This is a genomic window from Bradyrhizobium sp. DOA1 (genome assembly GCF_001593325.1).
Lineage (GTDB): Bacteria > Pseudomonadota > Alphaproteobacteria > Rhizobiales > Xanthobacteraceae > Bradyrhizobium.
This window is the reverse complement of record NZ_JXJM01000001.1, coordinates 1,508,950-1,524,844: the sequence shown is the minus strand read 5'-3', so window position 1 is coordinate 1,524,844 and position 15,895 is coordinate 1,508,950. Positions and strand designations below refer to the sequence as shown.

At 64.6% G+C, this 15,895-nt stretch carries 21 protein-coding genes and 1 pseudogene; 16 read left to right on the top strand and 6 right to left on the bottom strand.

Translation table 11 applies throughout. The features are described from left to right. The 8 genes and pseudogenes from SE91_RS37505 to SE91_RS07020 all read left to right on the top strand — a co-directional run. Positions 1-206 (top strand): annotated as a pseudogene (locus SE91_RS37505) (Sua5 family C-terminal domain-containing protein); the annotation flags it as partial. A 16-nt stretch (positions 207-222) separates the two neighbouring features. Next, positions 223-1,650 (top strand): FAD-binding oxidoreductase, encoded by a 1,428-nt coding sequence (locus SE91_RS07045; RefSeq protein ID WP_061851021.1) that lies wholly within the window; start codon positions 223-225, stop codon positions 1,648-1,650. Then, a complete protein-coding gene (locus SE91_RS07040; protein ID WP_061847064.1) occupies positions 1,647-2,090 on the top strand; it encodes a GNAT family acetyltransferase in 444 nt (147 codons plus the stop codon). The genes SE91_RS07045 and SE91_RS07040 overlap by 4 nt, the downstream gene beginning before the upstream one ends. Positions 2,091-2,099: 9 nt before the next feature. Further along, on the top strand, positions 2,100-2,681 hold the full coding sequence (locus tag SE91_RS07035; protein ID WP_061847063.1) for an NUDIX hydrolase: 582 nt from the start codon (positions 2,100-2,102) through the stop codon (positions 2,679-2,681). A 190-nt stretch (positions 2,682-2,871) separates the two neighbouring features. Then, positions 2,872-3,051, top strand: coding sequence for a hypothetical protein (locus SE91_RS35110; RefSeq protein WP_082813680.1), 180 nt, complete (start codon positions 2,872-2,874; stop codon positions 3,049-3,051). Beyond that, positions 3,048-3,440, top strand: coding sequence for a hypothetical protein (locus SE91_RS07030; RefSeq protein WP_245318384.1), 393 nt, complete (start codon positions 3,048-3,050; stop codon positions 3,438-3,440). Before SE91_RS35110 ends, SE91_RS07030 begins: the two co-directional genes overlap by 4 nt. Positions 3,441-3,616: 176 nt before the next feature. Further along, a complete protein-coding gene (locus SE91_RS07025; RefSeq protein WP_060736715.1) occupies positions 3,617-4,546 on the top strand; it encodes a glycine/sarcosine/betaine reductase selenoprotein B family protein in 930 nt (309 codons plus the stop codon). A gap of 36 nt (positions 4,547-4,582) precedes the next feature. Next, a complete protein-coding gene (locus tag SE91_RS07020) occupies positions 4,583-5,776 on the top strand; it encodes a CaiB/BaiF CoA transferase family protein (protein WP_061847062.1) in 1,194 nt (397 codons plus the stop codon). 114 nt (positions 5,777-5,890) lie between these two features. Here the strand turns inward: SE91_RS07020 and SE91_RS07015 are convergent, their stop codons facing one another. Beyond that, entirely contained in the window at positions 5,891-6,655 is a 765-nt protein-coding gene (locus tag SE91_RS07015) for an SOS response-associated peptidase (RefSeq protein WP_061847061.1), read from the bottom strand. Positions 6,656-6,732: 77 nt separating this feature from the next. Here SE91_RS07015 and SE91_RS07010 point away from each other — a divergent pair, with 77 nt between their 5' ends. The 4 genes from SE91_RS07010 to SE91_RS06995 all read left to right on the top strand — a co-directional run bounded on the left by SE91_RS07010 (position 6,733) and on the right by SE91_RS06995 (position 8,572). Then, the gene (locus SE91_RS07010) at positions 6,733-7,233 is read left to right on the top strand and encodes a hypothetical protein (RefSeq protein WP_060736716.1); all 501 of its coding nucleotides are present in this window, start codon (positions 6,733-6,735) and stop codon (positions 7,231-7,233) included. Between the two features lie 3 nt (positions 7,234-7,236). After that, positions 7,237-7,671, top strand: a complete 435-nt coding sequence (locus SE91_RS07005) for an NUDIX hydrolase (RefSeq protein WP_061847060.1) — start codon at positions 7,237-7,239, stop codon at positions 7,669-7,671. Between the two features lie 45 nt (positions 7,672-7,716). Beyond that, positions 7,717-8,094, top strand: coding sequence for a TIGR02301 family protein (locus tag SE91_RS07000; protein ID WP_008562229.1), 378 nt, complete (start codon positions 7,717-7,719; stop codon positions 8,092-8,094). A gap of 211 nt (positions 8,095-8,305) precedes the next feature. Continuing rightward, on the top strand, positions 8,306-8,572 hold the full coding sequence (locus SE91_RS06995) for a hypothetical protein (RefSeq protein WP_008562226.1): 267 nt from the start codon (positions 8,306-8,308) through the stop codon (positions 8,570-8,572). 183 nt (positions 8,573-8,755) lie between these two features. On the opposite strand, the gene SE91_RS06990 is transcribed toward SE91_RS06995, so the two are convergent. The 5 genes from SE91_RS06990 to SE91_RS06970 form a co-directional block, all read right to left on the bottom strand. Then, positions 8,756-9,076: a cupredoxin domain-containing protein gene (locus tag SE91_RS06990; RefSeq protein ID WP_061847059.1), complete on the bottom strand. Its 321-nt coding sequence runs from the start codon at positions 9,074-9,076 to the stop codon at positions 8,756-8,758. Between the two features lie 9 nt (positions 9,077-9,085). Then, positions 9,086-9,619, bottom strand: a complete 534-nt coding sequence (locus SE91_RS06985) for a DUF4142 domain-containing protein (protein WP_061847058.1) — start codon at positions 9,617-9,619, stop codon at positions 9,086-9,088. A gap of 87 nt (positions 9,620-9,706) precedes the next feature. Then, positions 9,707-10,396 (bottom strand): RNA polymerase sigma factor, encoded by a 690-nt coding sequence (locus SE91_RS06980; protein WP_061847057.1) that lies wholly within the window; start codon positions 10,394-10,396, stop codon positions 9,707-9,709. A 90-nt stretch (positions 10,397-10,486) separates the two neighbouring features. Next, the gene (locus SE91_RS06975) at positions 10,487-11,356 is read right to left on the bottom strand and encodes a sulfurtransferase (protein WP_061847056.1); all 870 of its coding nucleotides are present in this window, start codon (positions 11,354-11,356) and stop codon (positions 10,487-10,489) included. Between the two features lie 243 nt (positions 11,357-11,599). Then, positions 11,600-12,934 carry a dihydroorotase gene (locus tag SE91_RS06970; protein ID WP_061847055.1) on the bottom strand — a complete coding sequence of 445 codons (1,335 nt, stop codon included), beginning with the start codon at positions 12,932-12,934 and terminating at the stop codon, positions 11,600-11,602. Positions 12,935-13,035: 101 nt separating this feature from the next. Between SE91_RS06970 and ygfZ the strand changes: the two genes are divergently transcribed. From ygfZ to SE91_RS06950, 4 genes are all read left to right on the top strand, one after another. Then, the gene (ygfZ, locus tag SE91_RS06965; protein ID WP_061847054.1) at positions 13,036-13,917 is read left to right on the top strand and encodes a CAF17-like 4Fe-4S cluster assembly/insertion protein YgfZ; all 882 of its coding nucleotides are present in this window, start codon (positions 13,036-13,038) and stop codon (positions 13,915-13,917) included. Next, positions 13,914-14,540: a DNA-3-methyladenine glycosylase I gene (locus tag SE91_RS06960; protein WP_061847053.1), complete on the top strand. Its 627-nt coding sequence runs from the start codon at positions 13,914-13,916 to the stop codon at positions 14,538-14,540. The genes ygfZ and SE91_RS06960 overlap by 4 nt, the downstream gene beginning before the upstream one ends. Further along, positions 14,537-15,151, top strand: coding sequence for a YfbR-like 5'-deoxynucleotidase (locus tag SE91_RS06955; RefSeq protein ID WP_008562188.1), 615 nt, complete (start codon positions 14,537-14,539; stop codon positions 15,149-15,151). The genes SE91_RS06960 and SE91_RS06955 overlap by 4 nt, the downstream gene beginning before the upstream one ends. A 141-nt stretch (positions 15,152-15,292) precedes the next feature. Continuing rightward, entirely contained in the window at positions 15,293-15,799 is a 507-nt protein-coding gene (locus tag SE91_RS06950) for a tyrosine phosphatase family protein (RefSeq protein ID WP_061847052.1), read from the top strand. Positions 15,800-15,895 lie beyond the last annotated feature (96 nt).

Sequence of the window (15,895 nt, the reverse complement as noted above, 5' to 3'; positions counted from 1 at the left end):
GATCGCATGCCGGGCATCGAGGCCGCCGCAGCCGTCATGATCTGTCGCTGACAGGTGATCTCGATGAAGCCGCCGCCAATCTGTTCGGCTATCTTCGCGCCCTCGATGCGAAGAGCCCGCGCGCGATCGCGGTGATGACCATTCCGGAAGAAGGCCTGGGCGAAGCGATCAATGACCGGCTGCGCCGGGCTGCCGCGGCAAGATGAGAGCGAAGTAGACGACATGAACATCAACCAACCAGCCATCCCGCCGCTTGCGCCCGAGCTGATCGCGCAATTCCGCAAGATCGTCGGAGAGCGCCACGCCATCACCGATGCCACCGACATCGCGCCTTACGTCACCGAGGAGCGCAATCTGTTCCACGGCCGCTCGCCGCTGGTGCTGCGCCCGGGCTCGACCGCCGAGGTCTCGGAGATCTGCAAGCTCGCTTCACAGCACAGGATCGCGCTGGTGCCGCAGGGCGGCAACACCGGGCTGGTCGGCGGCCAGACGCCGCACAATGGCGAGGTCGTGGTGTCGCTGCGCCGGCTCGACAAGATCCGCGAGGTCGACACCGCCTCCAACACCATGACCTGTGAGGCCGGCGTGGTGCTGCAGATCGCGCAACAGAAAGCATCGGAGGTCGACCGGCTGTTTCCGCTGTCGCTGGGCGCCGAGGGCAGCTGCACCATCGGCGGCAATCTCTCGACCAATGCCGGCGGCACAGCCGCGCTGGCCTATGGCGTGGCGCGCGAGATGGCGCTGGGGCTGGAAGTGGTGCTCGCCGACGGGCGCGTGCTGAACACGCTCTCGAAGCTGAAGAAGGACAACACCGGCTACAATCTGCACAACCTATTCATCGGCGCGGAAGGCACGCTCGGCATCATCACCGCGGCGACGCTGAAGCTGTTTCCGAAGCCGCGGTCGATCGAGACGGCCTTCGTCGGCCTGAAATCGCCGGCGGCGGCGCTCAAGCTGCTGACGATCGCGCAAAGCGAAGCCGCCAACGCGCTGACGAGCTTCGAGCTGCTCTCGGAGATGGCGGTGGACTTCTCGGTCCGCCACGGCATCGACGTGCGCGATCCGCTTGAGGCAAAGCATTCCTGGTACGTGCTGATGGAATTGTCTTCGCCCGGCGAGGACGCCCGCACGCCGCTGGAGACGATCCTGACCCGCGCCATGGAGGAGGAGATCGTCGACGACGCCGTGATCGCGGCGAGCCTCGCCCAGCGCAACGATTTCTGGAAGCTGCGCGAGGAGATGTCGGCGGCGCAGAAGCCGGAGGGCGGTTCGATCAAGCACGATATCTCGGTGCCGATCGCCGCCGTGCCTGACTTCATCGCCGAGGCCGATACCGCCGTGGTGAAGCTGATCCCCGGCGCAAGGCCGGTGCCGTTCGGCCATCTCGGCGACGGCAATCTGCACTACAATGTCAGCCAACCGGTCGGCGCCGACACCGCCGATTATCTGGCGCGCTGGCACGATGTGAACGCGGTGGTGTTCGAGATCGTGCTGCGCATGGGCGGCTCGATCTCGGCCGAGCACGGCATCGGCGTGCTCAAGCGCGACGAGCTGCCGGAGGTGAAGGACAAGACCGCGATCGAGCTGATGCGGTCGATCAAGGCGATGCTCGATCCGCACGGCATCATGAATCCGGGGAAGGTGCTGTGAGCGCGCTCGCGATCGATGCGATCGGGGATGCCGACGTGGAGGACGTCGTGGCGCTGTGGCAGCGCTGCAGCCTGACGCGGCCCTGGAACGATCCGCATGCCGACATCGCGCTGGCGCGGCGGCGCGACAATTCGACAATCCTCCTCGGCCGCGACGACGGCGCGATCGTCGCGACCGTCATGGTCGGCCATGATGGCCATCGCGGCTGGGTCTATTACGTCGCGGTCGATCCCGATTGCCAGAAGCGCGGTTACGGCCGCGTCATCATGGCTGCTGCCGAGGACTGGCTGCGGCGTGCGGGCATCGCCAAGCTCCAGCTCCTGGTCCGGCGCGAGAATGCGCAGGCCAACGCGTTCTACGGATCGCTGGGCTTCGAGCTCTCGACGTCCGTGATGTTCCAGAAGTGGCTCGACGGCCGCGCGACCATGCCAAGTAACTGAGATTGATCCATGACCATTTCCGATCGCGTCCGCATCAAGGACGTCCGCGTGCTCTCCGACAATTGGACGCCGCTGAAGAACACCACGTTCGAATACCGGCGCGCCAATGGCGAGTGGCAGACGCAGCACCGCGAGACCTATGAGCGCGACAACGCCGCCACGGTGCTGCCCTACAACCGCGCGCGGCGCACGGTGATCCTGGTGAAGCAGTTTCGCCTGCCGGCGTTCATCCGCGGCTATAAAGACCTCCTGATCGAGGCGGCCGCCGGCGTGCTCGACAACGCCGACCCTGAGATGCGCATCCGCGCCGAGGCCGAGGAGGAAACCGGCTATCGCCTGCACCATGTCCACAAGGTGTTCGAGGCCTTCATGAGCCCCGGCGCCCTCACCGAGAAGGTGCACTTCTTCGTCGCCGAGTACGAGCCGGAAATGCGTGTCAGCGACGGCGGTGGCCTTGAACACGAGGGTGAGGACATCGAGGTGCTGGAGCTCGGCATCGACGAGGCGCTGGCGATGATCGCGGACGGACGGATCATCGACGCCAAGGCGATCATGCTGCTGCAATATGCGGCGCTGCACGTGTTCAGGTGAGCTTGCGAGAACGTGGACGCCGGTGTTCCCTAGCGTGACGGCGCTTTGCTCCAGGCGAGCGGTATCTCACCACCGCCGCAAGTCAGAAGCTGAAACAAAAAGTGAAAAAAAGAGCGGGGATATTCCGCAAAGCTGACTTGATTTCTGCGTCCGCTATTCGCGTAGCGCAACTAGTTGATGAGTAAGCAGGATGACTGATCAGCAATTGGCACTGCAAGCGATTAGCGAAGCGCAACTGATATTGGAAGAATACCTTCGGCCCTGCCACAAGGATAATGCGTGCATCCTTGAAAAATTGGTGGAAGTTCTCGAATGCCCCGCCTTGATTGTTGCTGTAGGTCGATTGCAGCAGCAAGGCAGTTGCTCATGAGCAAGCCACTTCAATCGTTTGCTTTGGCCGTTTGCACTGCTGCGCTCTCATCATTCGACATGACAAGCGTGCATGCTAAGCAGCAATGCGCCGCCGCGATGCCGGCAAATCCGCAAGGGCAATGGTGGTCCTATCGTCTCATCGACGGACGAAAGTGCTGGTACGCGGGCAAGCCCATGCTCTCGAAATCGTTGCTGGCGTGGCCGACAGAGGCCTCCTCCGGACCCAGTTCTCGCGAAAAAGCTGATGGCGTTGTCATAGCTGGCAAACCCGGCAATCCCTTAGATGCGCAAGCGTTGGCACTGGAAGAATCCGACACCTTTGAAGAGCGATGGCGTACCAGGATATCCGGCCAACAAGGCACGCAACCGATCGCTACTCGCAACTAGCGATCCCGAATCACGCTCGTCATCAGCGAGGACTTTCTACCGTCAGTTCGCGAAGCAGCGCCGACGCTGCACCATCCACATCTGCAATTCAGGCCTGCGTACCCCCCCCCGCCCCCGTTGAGCAACGCGAAAACTATCTCTACTCTGGCTCCAACCAAGAACCAGGAGACGCGCCCATGTCCGCTCCGCGCGACGACGAATTCGGCTTTGCGCCCGACTATGATGCTCCCGTCCCTTACATGCAGCGCACGCGCGATTACTACGCGGCGATCGGCTACACCACGCCGTATCGCTGGGCGCACTACACCGAAGCGCCGTTTCAGCCGCTGAAGAAGCCGTTGTCGCAGTCACGCGTGACGATCATCACCACCGCTGCGCCGTTCGATCCCGCCAAGGGCGACCAGGGACCGGGCGCGGCGTATAATGGAGCTGCGAAATTCTACCAAGTCTATGACGGCGACACGTCGAAGTCGCACGACCTGCGCATCTCGCATATCGGCTACGACCGCAAGCACACCGCGGCGACCGACAACGGCACCTGGTTTCCGCTGCCACAACTGCTGAAAGCGAGCGCTGCGGGGCGAATCGGCGAGGTCGCCCCGCGCTTCTTCGGCGCGCCGACCAACCGCAGCCATCGGGTCACGCTCGACACCGACGCGCCGGAGATCCTGGCGCGCTGCCTGGCCGACAAGGTCGACGTCGCCGTGCTGGTGCCGAACTGCCCGGTCTGTCATCAGACCACGGCGCTGGTGGCACGGCATCTGGAACGAAATGGCATCGCCACCGTGATCATGGGCTGCGCCAAGGACATCATCGAGCACGCGGCGGTGCCGCGCTTCCTGTTCTCGGACTTCCCGCTCGGCAATTCCGCCGGCAAGCCGCACGACATCGCCTCGCAGGCGCAGACGCTCGAGCTGGCCTTGAAACTGCTGGAGAGCGCGAGCGGCCCGCAGACGACGATGCAGTCGCCGCTGCGCTGGAGCGAGGACGCGTCCTGGAAGCTCGACTACAACAACGTCGCGCAACTCTCGCCCGAGGAACTGGCGCGCCGCCGCTCAGAATTCGACAAGCAGAAGGAGATCGCGCGCGGCAACCGCGCCGCCTGACGTCGTCCAACAATCAGAACAAGCTGGGAGAGCGACGTGACGCGACCTTTCGAGGGCGTGAAGATCCTGGACTTCACGCAAGTGCTGGCCGGCCCCTATGCGAGCTACCAGCTCGCGCTGCTGGGGGCCGACGTCATCAAGGTCGAGCGGCGCGAGGGCGAGGACATGCGCCGCACGCCGCTCTCACGCGAATGGGCCGAGCGCGGCCTCGCGCCGGCATTCCAGGCCGTCAACGGCAACAAGCGCAGCCTGACGCTGGATTTGCAGAAGCCCGAGGCGATCGCGATCGTGAAGAAGCTCGCGGCGCAGGTTGACGTCGTCATGGAGAATTTCCGTCCCGGCGTGATGGACAAGCTCGGCATCGGCTATGAGGCGCTCTCCGCGATCAATCCAAAGCTGATCTATTGCGCGGTCTCAGGCTTCGGCCAGACCGGACCCGACCGCCTGCGGCCCGGCTATGACGGCAAGATGCAGGCGCTGTCGGGCATCATGGCGATCACCGGCCATCCCGAGACTGGGCCGACGCGCGCCGGCTTTGCGGTATGCGACGTGCTCTCGGGCGCGACGGCCGCCTTCGGCGTGTCGAGCGCGTTGTACCAGCGCGACCGCACCGGCAAGGGCCAACTGATCGACGTCTCCATGCTGGAGGCGACGCTGGCGTTCCTTTCGGGCCAGATCGCGGATTGGTCGGTCGCCGGCCATCGCCAGCAATTGTCAGGCAACCAGGCGGTGAGCCGCAGGACCACGGCCAATCTGTTCAAATGCGGTGACGGCCACATCCTGCTCGCCGTCAACAACGAGAAGCAGTATCGCGCGCTGATGTCAGCGCTCGGCCGCGAGGACACGCTGACCGATCCGCGTTTCGCCGACTGGTTCTCCCGCAACGAGAACGAGCCGGCGCTGCGCGCCATCATCGAGGAGGCGCTGGCGGCAAAACCGGCGCGCGAATGGGAGACGATCCTGGAAGACGCCGGCGCGCCCTGCGCCAGCATCTGGAAGGTCGAGGAGGTGATCGACCATCCGCAGATTGCCGCGCGAGGTGCCATTCAAGAGCTGGATACGCCCTACGGCCGGCTGCGCTTCGCCGGCAGCGGATTCAAGCTCGCCCATGGCGGCGGCAGACTGGACCGCATGGCGCCGGAGCTCGGGGCGGATACGGATGCGGTGCTGGGCGAGCTGGGGCTCGATGCTGCGGAGATCGCGGAGCTGAGAGCGAGGGAGATTGTGTAAAACTCCGCCGCCGTAGGGTGGGCAAAGGCGCAACGCGCCGTGCCCACCATCTCACATGTGCTGGGCGCGCGATGGTGGGCACGCTTCGCTTTGCCCACCCTACGGCACCAGTGATCAAAACAACGACCCCTGCCCATCATCCGCCGAGTTCGCCGCAACCTTCCGCACCACCTTCTTCGGCTTGGCCGCCTCGGCCTCCGCCTCCATCTCCTCCGCGCTGATCGGCAACACCAGCTGCTCGTCGTCATTGGCGACGCGGTTGACGCGGGTGGAGACCGGGTGCCAGGCGAACTCGCCGATGCGCGGGGCGGTCAGCAGCGGCAGGATGGCATCGACCTCGTCGCCGCGACTGTCGAGCCAGCGTTCGAAATCGCGCGGGCTGATGGTGACGGGAACGCGGTCATGCAGCGCGGCGAGATCCTCGCCCGCCGCCGCCGTGACGATCGCGACCGTGTCGAGCTCCTCGCCGTTCGGCCCCATCCAGGTCTCGAACACCGCGGCGAAACCGAGCGGCGCGCCGTCGGCGCGGTGAATGAAGAACGGCTGCTTGCGGCCGCCCTCCGTCTTCCATTCGTAATAGCCGTCCGCGGGGATCAGCCCGCGCCGACGCCGGATCGCCTTCTTGAAGGCAGGCTTCCCGAGAATTGTCTCGGAGCGGGCGTTGATGAGGAGCGTGAACCCGCGGGGATCCTTGACCCAGGTCGGCAACAGGCCCCAGCGCATCAGGCGGAAATGCCGCGCGCCGTTCTCGATCCATACGACCGGAATCGGTTGTGTCGGGGCGACATTGTACCGGGGCGGGAAGTTGGGCTGCTCGACATAGCCGAACAGTTGCCGCAAAGCCGCGGGGGCCGAAGTTATGACGAAGCGTCCACACATCCCAAACCGTCTATATCAGGCCGTCTATATAGGGTCCGTTCAGGTCCTTTTAACCCCGAACGTTAACACTGCGGCCGATGAGCTCAATGGCCTCCCAACCCGCGCGGACGCATGTACAGACGGGCCCCGAGGCGGCCGCCTGGGCCGAACGGCTGCGCGTGGCCAATATCAACCCGCGGACCGGGCTTGCCACCGACTATCTCAACCATTTCAATGAAGCGGTGATGCTGCTGGAAATGGTCCCTGACATGCCGGAATGTGCGGAAGACTTTTTGACCTGGTCGCCGCTGTCCTATGCCGAGCATTTCACGGCGTCGAATTTCAAGGCCCGGGATCTGGCCATCGAAGCCTATGAGAAGGCCGATCCCAGCGTGCGCGCGCAGTTCGACCATATCACGGACACCATGACCTCGATCCTGACCGCGGTCGGGTCGGCCATGCGCGAGGTCGAGAAGGACACGACGCGCGTGCGGCTCGCCGAGCAGGCCACGGCCTGGGTCAAGCCGCTGATCGCGGCCTGCGGCGGCATCATCAATGGCGGCGCGGAGGCCGACATCGACACCATCATGGCGAACTGAGCCGTGGTATCGGCAGTTAAGCCATCCCATCCCCAGATCGCAGTCAGTGCCGCGATTTTCCGCGACGGCAAGGTGCTGCTGACCCGCCGCGCCCGCTCGCCCGCCAAAGGGTTCTATTCGCTGCCCGGGGGCCGGGTCGAATTCGGCGAATCGCTGCACCAGGCCCTGCTGCGTGAAGTGGACGAGGAAACCGGGCTTGCCATCGACATCGTCGGCCTTGCCGGCTGGCGCGAGGTGCTGCCGGCTTCGGCCGGTGCCGGCCATTATCTGATCATGTCCTTTGCCGCCCGCTGGGTGGCCAAGGAGCCGGCTCTGAACGACGAGCTCGACGACTACCGCTGGATCGCCCCGGATGCCCTGGCGGGCCTCGGCGACCTCAAGCTGACCGGAGGACTGGAGGAGGTCATCCAGTCCGCTGCGCGTCTGATCGGACCCTGACGCCCCGCCTTGCGTCCACCGCCCCAAGGGGGCATACAGCCGCCGATGTTCACGCGATTTCTGGCCATTTTTGCCCTGATTCTCGCCTGCGCCTGCGTGCCTGCCCGGGCCCAGGGCGTGGCGGCGCCGTTTGACGGCGACCTGCAGCGGCTGGCCGAGATCCTCGGCGGGCTGCATTATCTGCGCGGCATCTGCGGGTCCAACGAGGGCAACAAATGGCGCAACGAGATGCAGGCGCTGATCGATGCCGAAACACCCTCGGGCGAGCGCCGCTCCCGCATGATCGCCGGTTTCAACCGCGGCTATAACGGCTTTCAGCAGACCTACCGGAGCTGCACGCCGGCGGCGACAGTCGCGATCCGCCGCTATATCGAGGAAGGCTCGAAGATCTCGCGGGATCTGACGGCGCGCTACGCGAACTGAGCTCATCTCTTCCGGCCGCGGGCAGACGCTGCTTCGCACGCTCCTCACCATGAGGGTTGGGCTGTGGCGCGTGCGGCTGGCACCCTGTCATCGACTTTGTTCACAGCCGTTAACCGTTCTTAAAGATGTGGCCTAGCGGTCGTTAACGCCCGTGCTACACCTCTCGCACAGCGCATCGCCGTGGATCGCGCCCCAGCCCTGACCGAGTTTCATGAGCCAGCCGATTTCCTACGCCCCCGCCCGCGCGCCACTGCCCGATCACGAGCAGAAACAGGCCGCACTGAGCTATCTCAACGAAGCCTGGGCCGAAGCGCGCCATGACGGCGTCGATGGCGACTGCCTGGCGCAGGCGAGCCTGTTCGCGGCCTTTGCCGAGTTGGTCGGAACGTATGGCGAGGACGCGGTGGCGAAATTCGTCGAGGGCTTTCCCGGCCGCATCCGCAACGGCGAATTCTCGGTCAGCCTCGCAAGGCAGTAGTAAGCCCTTCTCGAAAATGACCCCGCCACATGGGCGGGGCCAGTCTACGGATGAATGACTTTGCGAAAGGCGTCGCGAAGTCTGCCGCCTTTATCGCACGGAAGCGATCGAACGCAGACGAGCATTAGTCTCGCGATGACCGGGACATGTTCCCGATGGAGCCGGGAACGCGCGCCCTCCTCTTCACGGCTCAACCTTGAGCGTCGCTTTCATGTTGGGATGATAGCGGCAGTAATACTCGACCATTCCGGCCTTCTTCAGAACTGATGTCGCCGACTTCTTCTCCGGCAGTGTCACGTCGAAATCGCCGTTCTTCGCCGTGGCGGTGTGCGCGAAGACGTCCTTGTTGATCCATGAGATGGTGTCGCCGACCTTCGCCGTTACCTCCGCCGGCGAGATCACGAGATTCTCCATCGTGATCTCGATAGTCGCGGCGTGCGCCGGGACGGTCATCGACAGGAAGACGACCGCGAGCGCGGTCGCAGCGAGGCGTCCTGGTCTCATTTGCGCTCCCTATTTCAGCTCGGCCGCGACGTGCTCGGCGTGCTGCTGGTGGCCCTGGAATATTTTCAGGCCGGTCTGCAACAGGCTCTTCAGCTCGGCATTGCTGGCAGACGGAATGAGCTGGGTCTCCAGCGCGCCGTTGACCGCCTTGTGGTAGGCGACCTCGTTCGCGACATAGGCCTTGTCGAAGGCCGCACCCTCCAGCTTGTCGAGCTCGGCCAGCTTGTCGCTCGCCTGCTTCGACAATGCCTTGCTGGTGCCGTTGTCTTCGGGCGTGACGTTCAGCTTCTTGACCAGCGCGAGCGCCTGCTTATTCACGGCCTCGTGGTCGCGCAGCATGTCCTCGGCAAATGCTTTCACGTCCTTGTTCTTGGCCTTCTTCTGCGCCTGCTTGGCCGCGTTGATGTCGATCACGCCCGCAGTGTAGGCGATGTGGGCAATCTGCGGATCGGTGGGCTTGTCGGCGGCGTTCGCGCCTCGAAGCAGCGCCGGGCTCGACAACAGAATTGCTGCGGCGATGGCCGCGCTCCATCGGGTAAACATGTTTGACACTCCTGTGCTGCCGGTCGGTTTGCCGGCGTTGCTTCACAGGCGTTGGATGGGATCTTCGCGTAAACGTTCCCGAAAATTTCAGCCGCCAATGCCGAGCCGCTTCAGCACTGACGCGGTCAGGCGCTCGCAGCGCCAGCCGGCGAACGGAAACGCATTCATCATCACCGGACCGATCTCCTTCTCGACATTCTCGCGCAGCATGGTGCGGGCGCGATGCAGCCGCGTCTTCACGGTCTCAGGCTTCACGCCGAGCAGATCGGCGGTCTCCTCGATGTTCATGCCCTCCATGACGCGCGCGACGAATACCATGCGGAAGACATCCGGCAGTTCGTCGATGGCGCGTTCGACGACGCGCTGGATCTCACGTTGGGCCATGGTCCTTTCCGGATCGCCTGCGGGAGAAACGGGAAACTTGATGATCTGTGCCTCGAGCGCAGCTTCGGATACCGAGTCGAACTCGACCTGAGGCTTTGCACTTCGCGCCCGGCCAAGCGCCTCGTTGATGGCAATTCGTGACAGCCAGGTCGACAATCCAGATTCGCCGCGGAAGCCATCGAGATGGGTAAAGGCGCGGACGTAGGTTTCCTGCACCACGTCCTCCGCCTCGCTGTCGCTGCGCAGGATTCCGCGCGCGAGTCGGTAGAGCCTGCGGTTGTTGGCCTGCATGATCTCGCGCAACGCCGCCTCGTCGCGGCTCCGGGCACGATCGATCAGCTCGGCTTCCGGTGTCCTGGCATCGGCGGACAGGCCGGCTGCGGTCCGTTGCATGGGCGATCACCTGTTTCCCTTCATCCAGACATTGGATGCGAGCCCAGGGGAAAGGTTCCCGACTTTCTTGCGCTCTCCTGGCGGGTCCCCTTAGTCCGCCTCGATCGGCAGCGCGGGATCCCTCGCCCACTCGCCCATTGAGGCATCGTAGAGCGTCAGCCTGTCGTAGCCGAGTTGCGTCAGTAGCAGCAGATCGATCGTGGCCGAGATACCGCCGCCGCAATAGAGGATAACATTCTTATCCCGCGTGACGCCCTGGGTCGCGAATTTCGCCGCGGCATCCGCAAGCGTCGTCAGCGTCTTGTCGGCATTGGTGAGCGTCGCGGCGGGAACGTTGACACTGCCGGGAACGCGGCCGGGCCGGCCGTAGCGGCTCGGCTCGAGACCCTGATGAAACTGCGGAGCGAGCGCGTTGACGATGACGGTCGCGGGATCGCCGATCCGCGCCTTCACGATGTTCTTGTCGACGAAGAAGCCTGGGCGCGGTGTGGCCTTGAATGTCGTCGCCGGATATCCCTTCGCCGCGCCCGTCTCGACCGGCCGTCCCTCCGCCTTCCATTTGTCGAAACCGCCATCGAGCACACGCGCATCGACGCCGAGCGAGCGCAGCATCCACCAGAACCGCGTCGACCACATCATCGTGCCGATGCTGTAGAGCACGATGGTCTTGCCCGCATCGAGACCGTGGCGGCCGAAGGCGGCCTCGAGCTGAGCCACATCGGGCATCATGAAGAACTGCTCTGCCGAGGTGTCGGAGAACTCGCCTTGCAGATCGAGGAAATCGGCGCCTGGGATGTGGCCCGCGGCGAACGTCTTGTCGCCGGGCACAGCGCGATAGGGCACGTCGCTGCCCGGCGGCACCGGCTCGTTGTAGGTCGTGCAGTCGTAGAGGCGCAGATTGGGACCGCCGAGGATGGCGGCGAGCTGCTCGGTGGTGATCAGGGGTGATGGCCGGGACATTATCGCCTCGCGTTACAAGACCGTAGCCCGGGTGAGCGTAGCGAAACCCGGGGATCCCTCAAGCGAAACCCCGCATATCGCTGCGCTCAAGCGGTCTACGACTGCCGATTCAGAGGAAGCGCAGGCCCCTCCCGGTCATTGCGAGCGCAGCGAAGCAGTCCAGAATCCTTGGAGGTAGTCTGGATTGCTTCGTCGCAAGAGCTCCTCGCAATGACGAGCACGGGTACGCCATGCGTCCGTCCACTACTGCCTCAGCGTCTCCAGAAACCGCACCGGCTCGCCTTGCGAGGGCGTCACCAGCTCGCCCTGCCACATCACGCGGCGGCCGCGGATGAAGGTGCCGACGGGCCAGCCCGTCACGCGCACGCCGTCATAGGGCGTCCAGCCGGCCTTGGACGCCACCCATTTATTGGTGATGGTCTCGCTGCGCTTGAGGTCGACGATGGTGAAGTCGGCATCGTAGCCGGCGGCGATACGGCCCTTGCAGGCCATGTTGTAAAGACGCGCGGGGCCGGCACTGGTGAGATCGACGAACCTTGCCAGCGATAGCCGGCCGGCGTTGACGTGATCGAGCATGACAGGCACCAGCGTCTGCACGCCGGTCATGCCCGAGGGCGAGGCCGGATAGGTCTTCGACTTCTCTTCAAGCGTATGCGGCGCATGATCCGAGCCGAGCACGTCGATGATGCCCTGCTCGATGCCGCGCCAGATGCCGGCGCGATGATCTGCGCCGCGCACCGGCGGGTTCATCTGCGCCAGCGTGCCGAGCCGCTCGTAGCATTCGGGCGCGACCAGCGTGAGATGATGCGGCGTCGCCTCGCAGGAGGCGACGTCCTTGTGATCGCGCAGGAACTCGATCTCCTCCTTGGTGGAGATGTGTAGCACGTGGATGCGCTTCCCCGTCTCATGCGCCAGCTTCACCAGCCGCTCCGTCGCCATCAGTGCCGCGGTCTCGTCGCGCCAGACCGGATGCGAGCGCGCATCGCCCTCGATGCGCAGCGATTTACGGTCGTTGAGGCGATACTCGTCCTCAGCATGGAAGGCGGCGCGGCGGCGGATCACCTGGAAGATGCGGCGTAGGCTTTCGTCGTCCTCGACCAGCAGCGCGCCGGTCGAGGAGCCGATGAAAACCTTGACGCCGGCGCAGCCCGGCGCCCGTTCGAGCACCGGCAAATCCTGCACGTTCTCGCGGGTGCCGCCGATGAAGAAGGCGAAATCGCAATGCATGCGGTGATGGGCGCGCTTGACCTTGTCGGTGAAGGTGGCCTCGGTCACCGTCAATGGAGACGTATTCGGCATCTCGAACACGGCGGTGACGCCGCCCATGACGGCGCTGCGCGAGCCGGTCTCGAGGTCTTCCTTCTGCTCCAGCCCGGGCTCGCGGAAATGCACCTGCGTGTCCATCACGCCGGGCAGGATGTGGAGGCCCTTGCAGTCGACCACCTCGGCAGCTGAGCCTTGCGACAGCGGACCCAGCTCGGCAATGCGACCATTGCTGATGCCGATATCGCGAACACCCTCGCCGTCCTGGTTGACCACGGTGCCGCCTTTGAGGATCACGTCGAAACGCTGGGTCATGGCAAAGGGCCTCTCTCATCCCCAAGCGCAGGGCTCGAGGTCTTGTCGTTTTTGCCTTGCGGGCTTACGTTCCGGAGCAACATGTCGCAAGAGATTTTCGCATGAAATCAGCGTTTCTTCCCGACCGGGGTGTGGTCAAGGTCGCGGGCGAGGATGCGCGCAACTTCCTCAACGGCCTCATCACGACCGACCTCGACAGGCTCAAGCCGGGCCTGGGCCGATTCGGCGCGCTGCTGACGCCGCAGGGCAAGATCATCGTCGATTTCCTGATCACGGAGGTCCCCGCCGGCCATGGCGGCGGGTTCCTGATCGACTGCCCGAAGGCGTTGGCGGAAACATTCGCCACCAAGCTGAAATTCTACAAGCTGCGCGCCAAGGTCACGGTGGAAAACCTGTCGGACAGTCTCGGCGTGCTCGCAGCCTGGGGTGGCCCACTCGCGGCGCAGCCGGACCTTGCCTTTGCCGATCCGCGCAATGGCGAGCTCGGCTATCGCATCCTGATCCCCGAGGATCTCGGGCAGAAGCTGTCCGATCTGATCGACGCAGAGCTCGTCGAGGCCACCGAGTATGAGTCCCACCGCATCGCGCTCGGCGTTCCGCGCGGCGGGCTGGACTTCATGTACGGCGACGCGTTCCCGCACGAAACCAATATGGACCGGCTCGCCGGCGTCGATTTCGACAAGGGTTGCTATGTCGGCCAAGAGGTCGTCTCGCGCATGCAGCATCGCGGCACCGCGCGCACCCGCAGCGTCAAGGTGCTGCTTGACGGTCCCTCGCCCGAGGCCGGAGCAACCATTCTCGCCGGCGACAAGCAAGTCGGCACCATCGGCTCGACGGCGGGCGGTAAAGGCATCGCGCTGGTGCGCATCGACCGCGTTGCGGACGCTCTCGACGCCGGCCAGCCGCTCACCGCCGGCGGCCTCGAACTGACGCTCGCAGAACCCGAGAGCGTGCGCATTCCAACCAAGCAACCCATCGCATGAGCCGCGCCCCTCGCCTGCATCCCGACGGAAAGACGCGTTGCCCCTGGCCCGGCGAAGATCCGCTATATGTCGCCTATCACGACACCGAATGGGGCGTGCCGGAATATGACGACCGCGCGCTCTATGAGAAGCTGATCCTCGACGGTTTCCAGGCCGGCCTGTCCTGGATCACGATCCTGCGCAAGCGCGACAATTTCCGCAAAGCCTTCGACGATTTCCAGCCAGAGAAGATAGCGCGCTACAACGAGAAGAAGGTGCATGCGCTGATGAACGACGCCGGCATCGTGCGCAACAGGGCCAAGATCGACGGCACGATCCTGAGCGCGAAGTCGTATCTCGGTATCATGGAGAAGGGACCCGGCTTCTCGAAGCTGCTGTGGGACTTCATGGACGGGAAGCCCAAGGTCAACCATTTCAAGACCACCGCGAGCGTGCCGGCCTCGACGCCGCTGTCCGTGCAGATCTCCAAGGAGCTGTCCTCGCGCGGCTTCAAGTTCGTCGGCCCGACCATCGTCTATGCCTTCATGCAGGCGACGGGCATGGTCAACGACCATCTCGTCGACTGCCATTGCCACGCGACCTGCGGCAAGACGCAGCGCAAGCCGCGCCTTAGGGACAAATGACGGCGAAGAAGACCGCGCACGATGCGCAGTCCCGCGCCTGGCAGCGCATGCTGTCCGGCCGGCGGCTCGACCTGCTCGACCCCTCTCCGCTCGATATCGAGATCGCCGACATCGCACATGGCTTGGCGCGGGTGGCGCGCTGGAACGGGCAGACGACAGGCGCACATATCTTCTCGGTCGCGCAGCACACGTTGCTGGTGGAAACCGTGATGCGGCACGAGATGCCGGGCGTCGATCAGCGCATGCGGCTTGCGGCGCTGCTGCACGATGCGCCCGAATATGTGATCGGCGACATGATCTCTCCGTTCAAGGCGGTGCTCGATGGCCATTACAAGGCGGTCGAGAAACGCCTGCTCGGCGCCATCCATATCCGCTTCGGCCTGCCGCCGGAGCTGCCGGACGAGATCACGCAGGCCATCAAGGCCGCCGATCGCGGCGCGGCCTATCTGGAAGCGACCGAGCTTGCCGGCTTCAGCGAGAGCGAGGCGCGCCGCCTGTTCGGCAAGGATCCCGACCTCTCCGACAGCGTCCGGCGCGACTACCTGACGCCCTGGACCGCGGCGCGGGCCGAAAAGCAGTTTCTGGAGCGGTTCGGCGCGGTGTTCGCGTAGCATCGCCGTAGGCTGGCGGCGCATCCAACTCCGCCCTCGTCCCGGCCGAGTGCGCAATTGCGGACGGGGCGGGACGACCGCGTTGAAGCGCTTTGCTCACCCTATGATCGCTCGCTATAATCCGCGGCAAAAAGGTCCATCATGATCCACGTCTGTTCCCTCGCCGCGCTTCCCGAAACCGTCCGCCTCACCAAGGCCAGCCACGTGCTGACCGTGATGGCCAATGTCGAGCAGGTGGCGCGGCCGGTGTCGGTGTTGCCGGCCAACCATCTCAAGGTGTCGATGGACGACATCACCGAGGAGATGGACGGCTTCGTCGCGCCGTCGGAAACGCATATCGAACAGGTGCTGAACTTCGTGCGCGGCTGGGACCGCTCTGCGCCGCTCGTGGTGCATTGCTACGCCGGCATCAGCCGCTCCACCGCGAGCGCGTTTGCAGCGGTGTGCGCACTCAACCCGAATCGTGACGAGATCGAGATCGCCCGCAAGATCCGCGCAGCCTCGCCGATCGCCTCGCCGAACCGGCGCATCGTCAGCCTCGCCGATCGGGCATTGGGACGCAACGGCCGGATGCTGCGCGCGCTCGACGAGATGGGCCCGGGCGCGATGATGGTCGAGGGCCGCCCCTTCGTGATCGAGCTCGAATGACCGCTGCGCGCCACAGCACAGGTGCGCCCCCTCTCCCGCTTGCGGGAGAGGGCTGGGGAGAGGGTGTGGCCGCAACGGGACAGTCCCCTAGAGGAG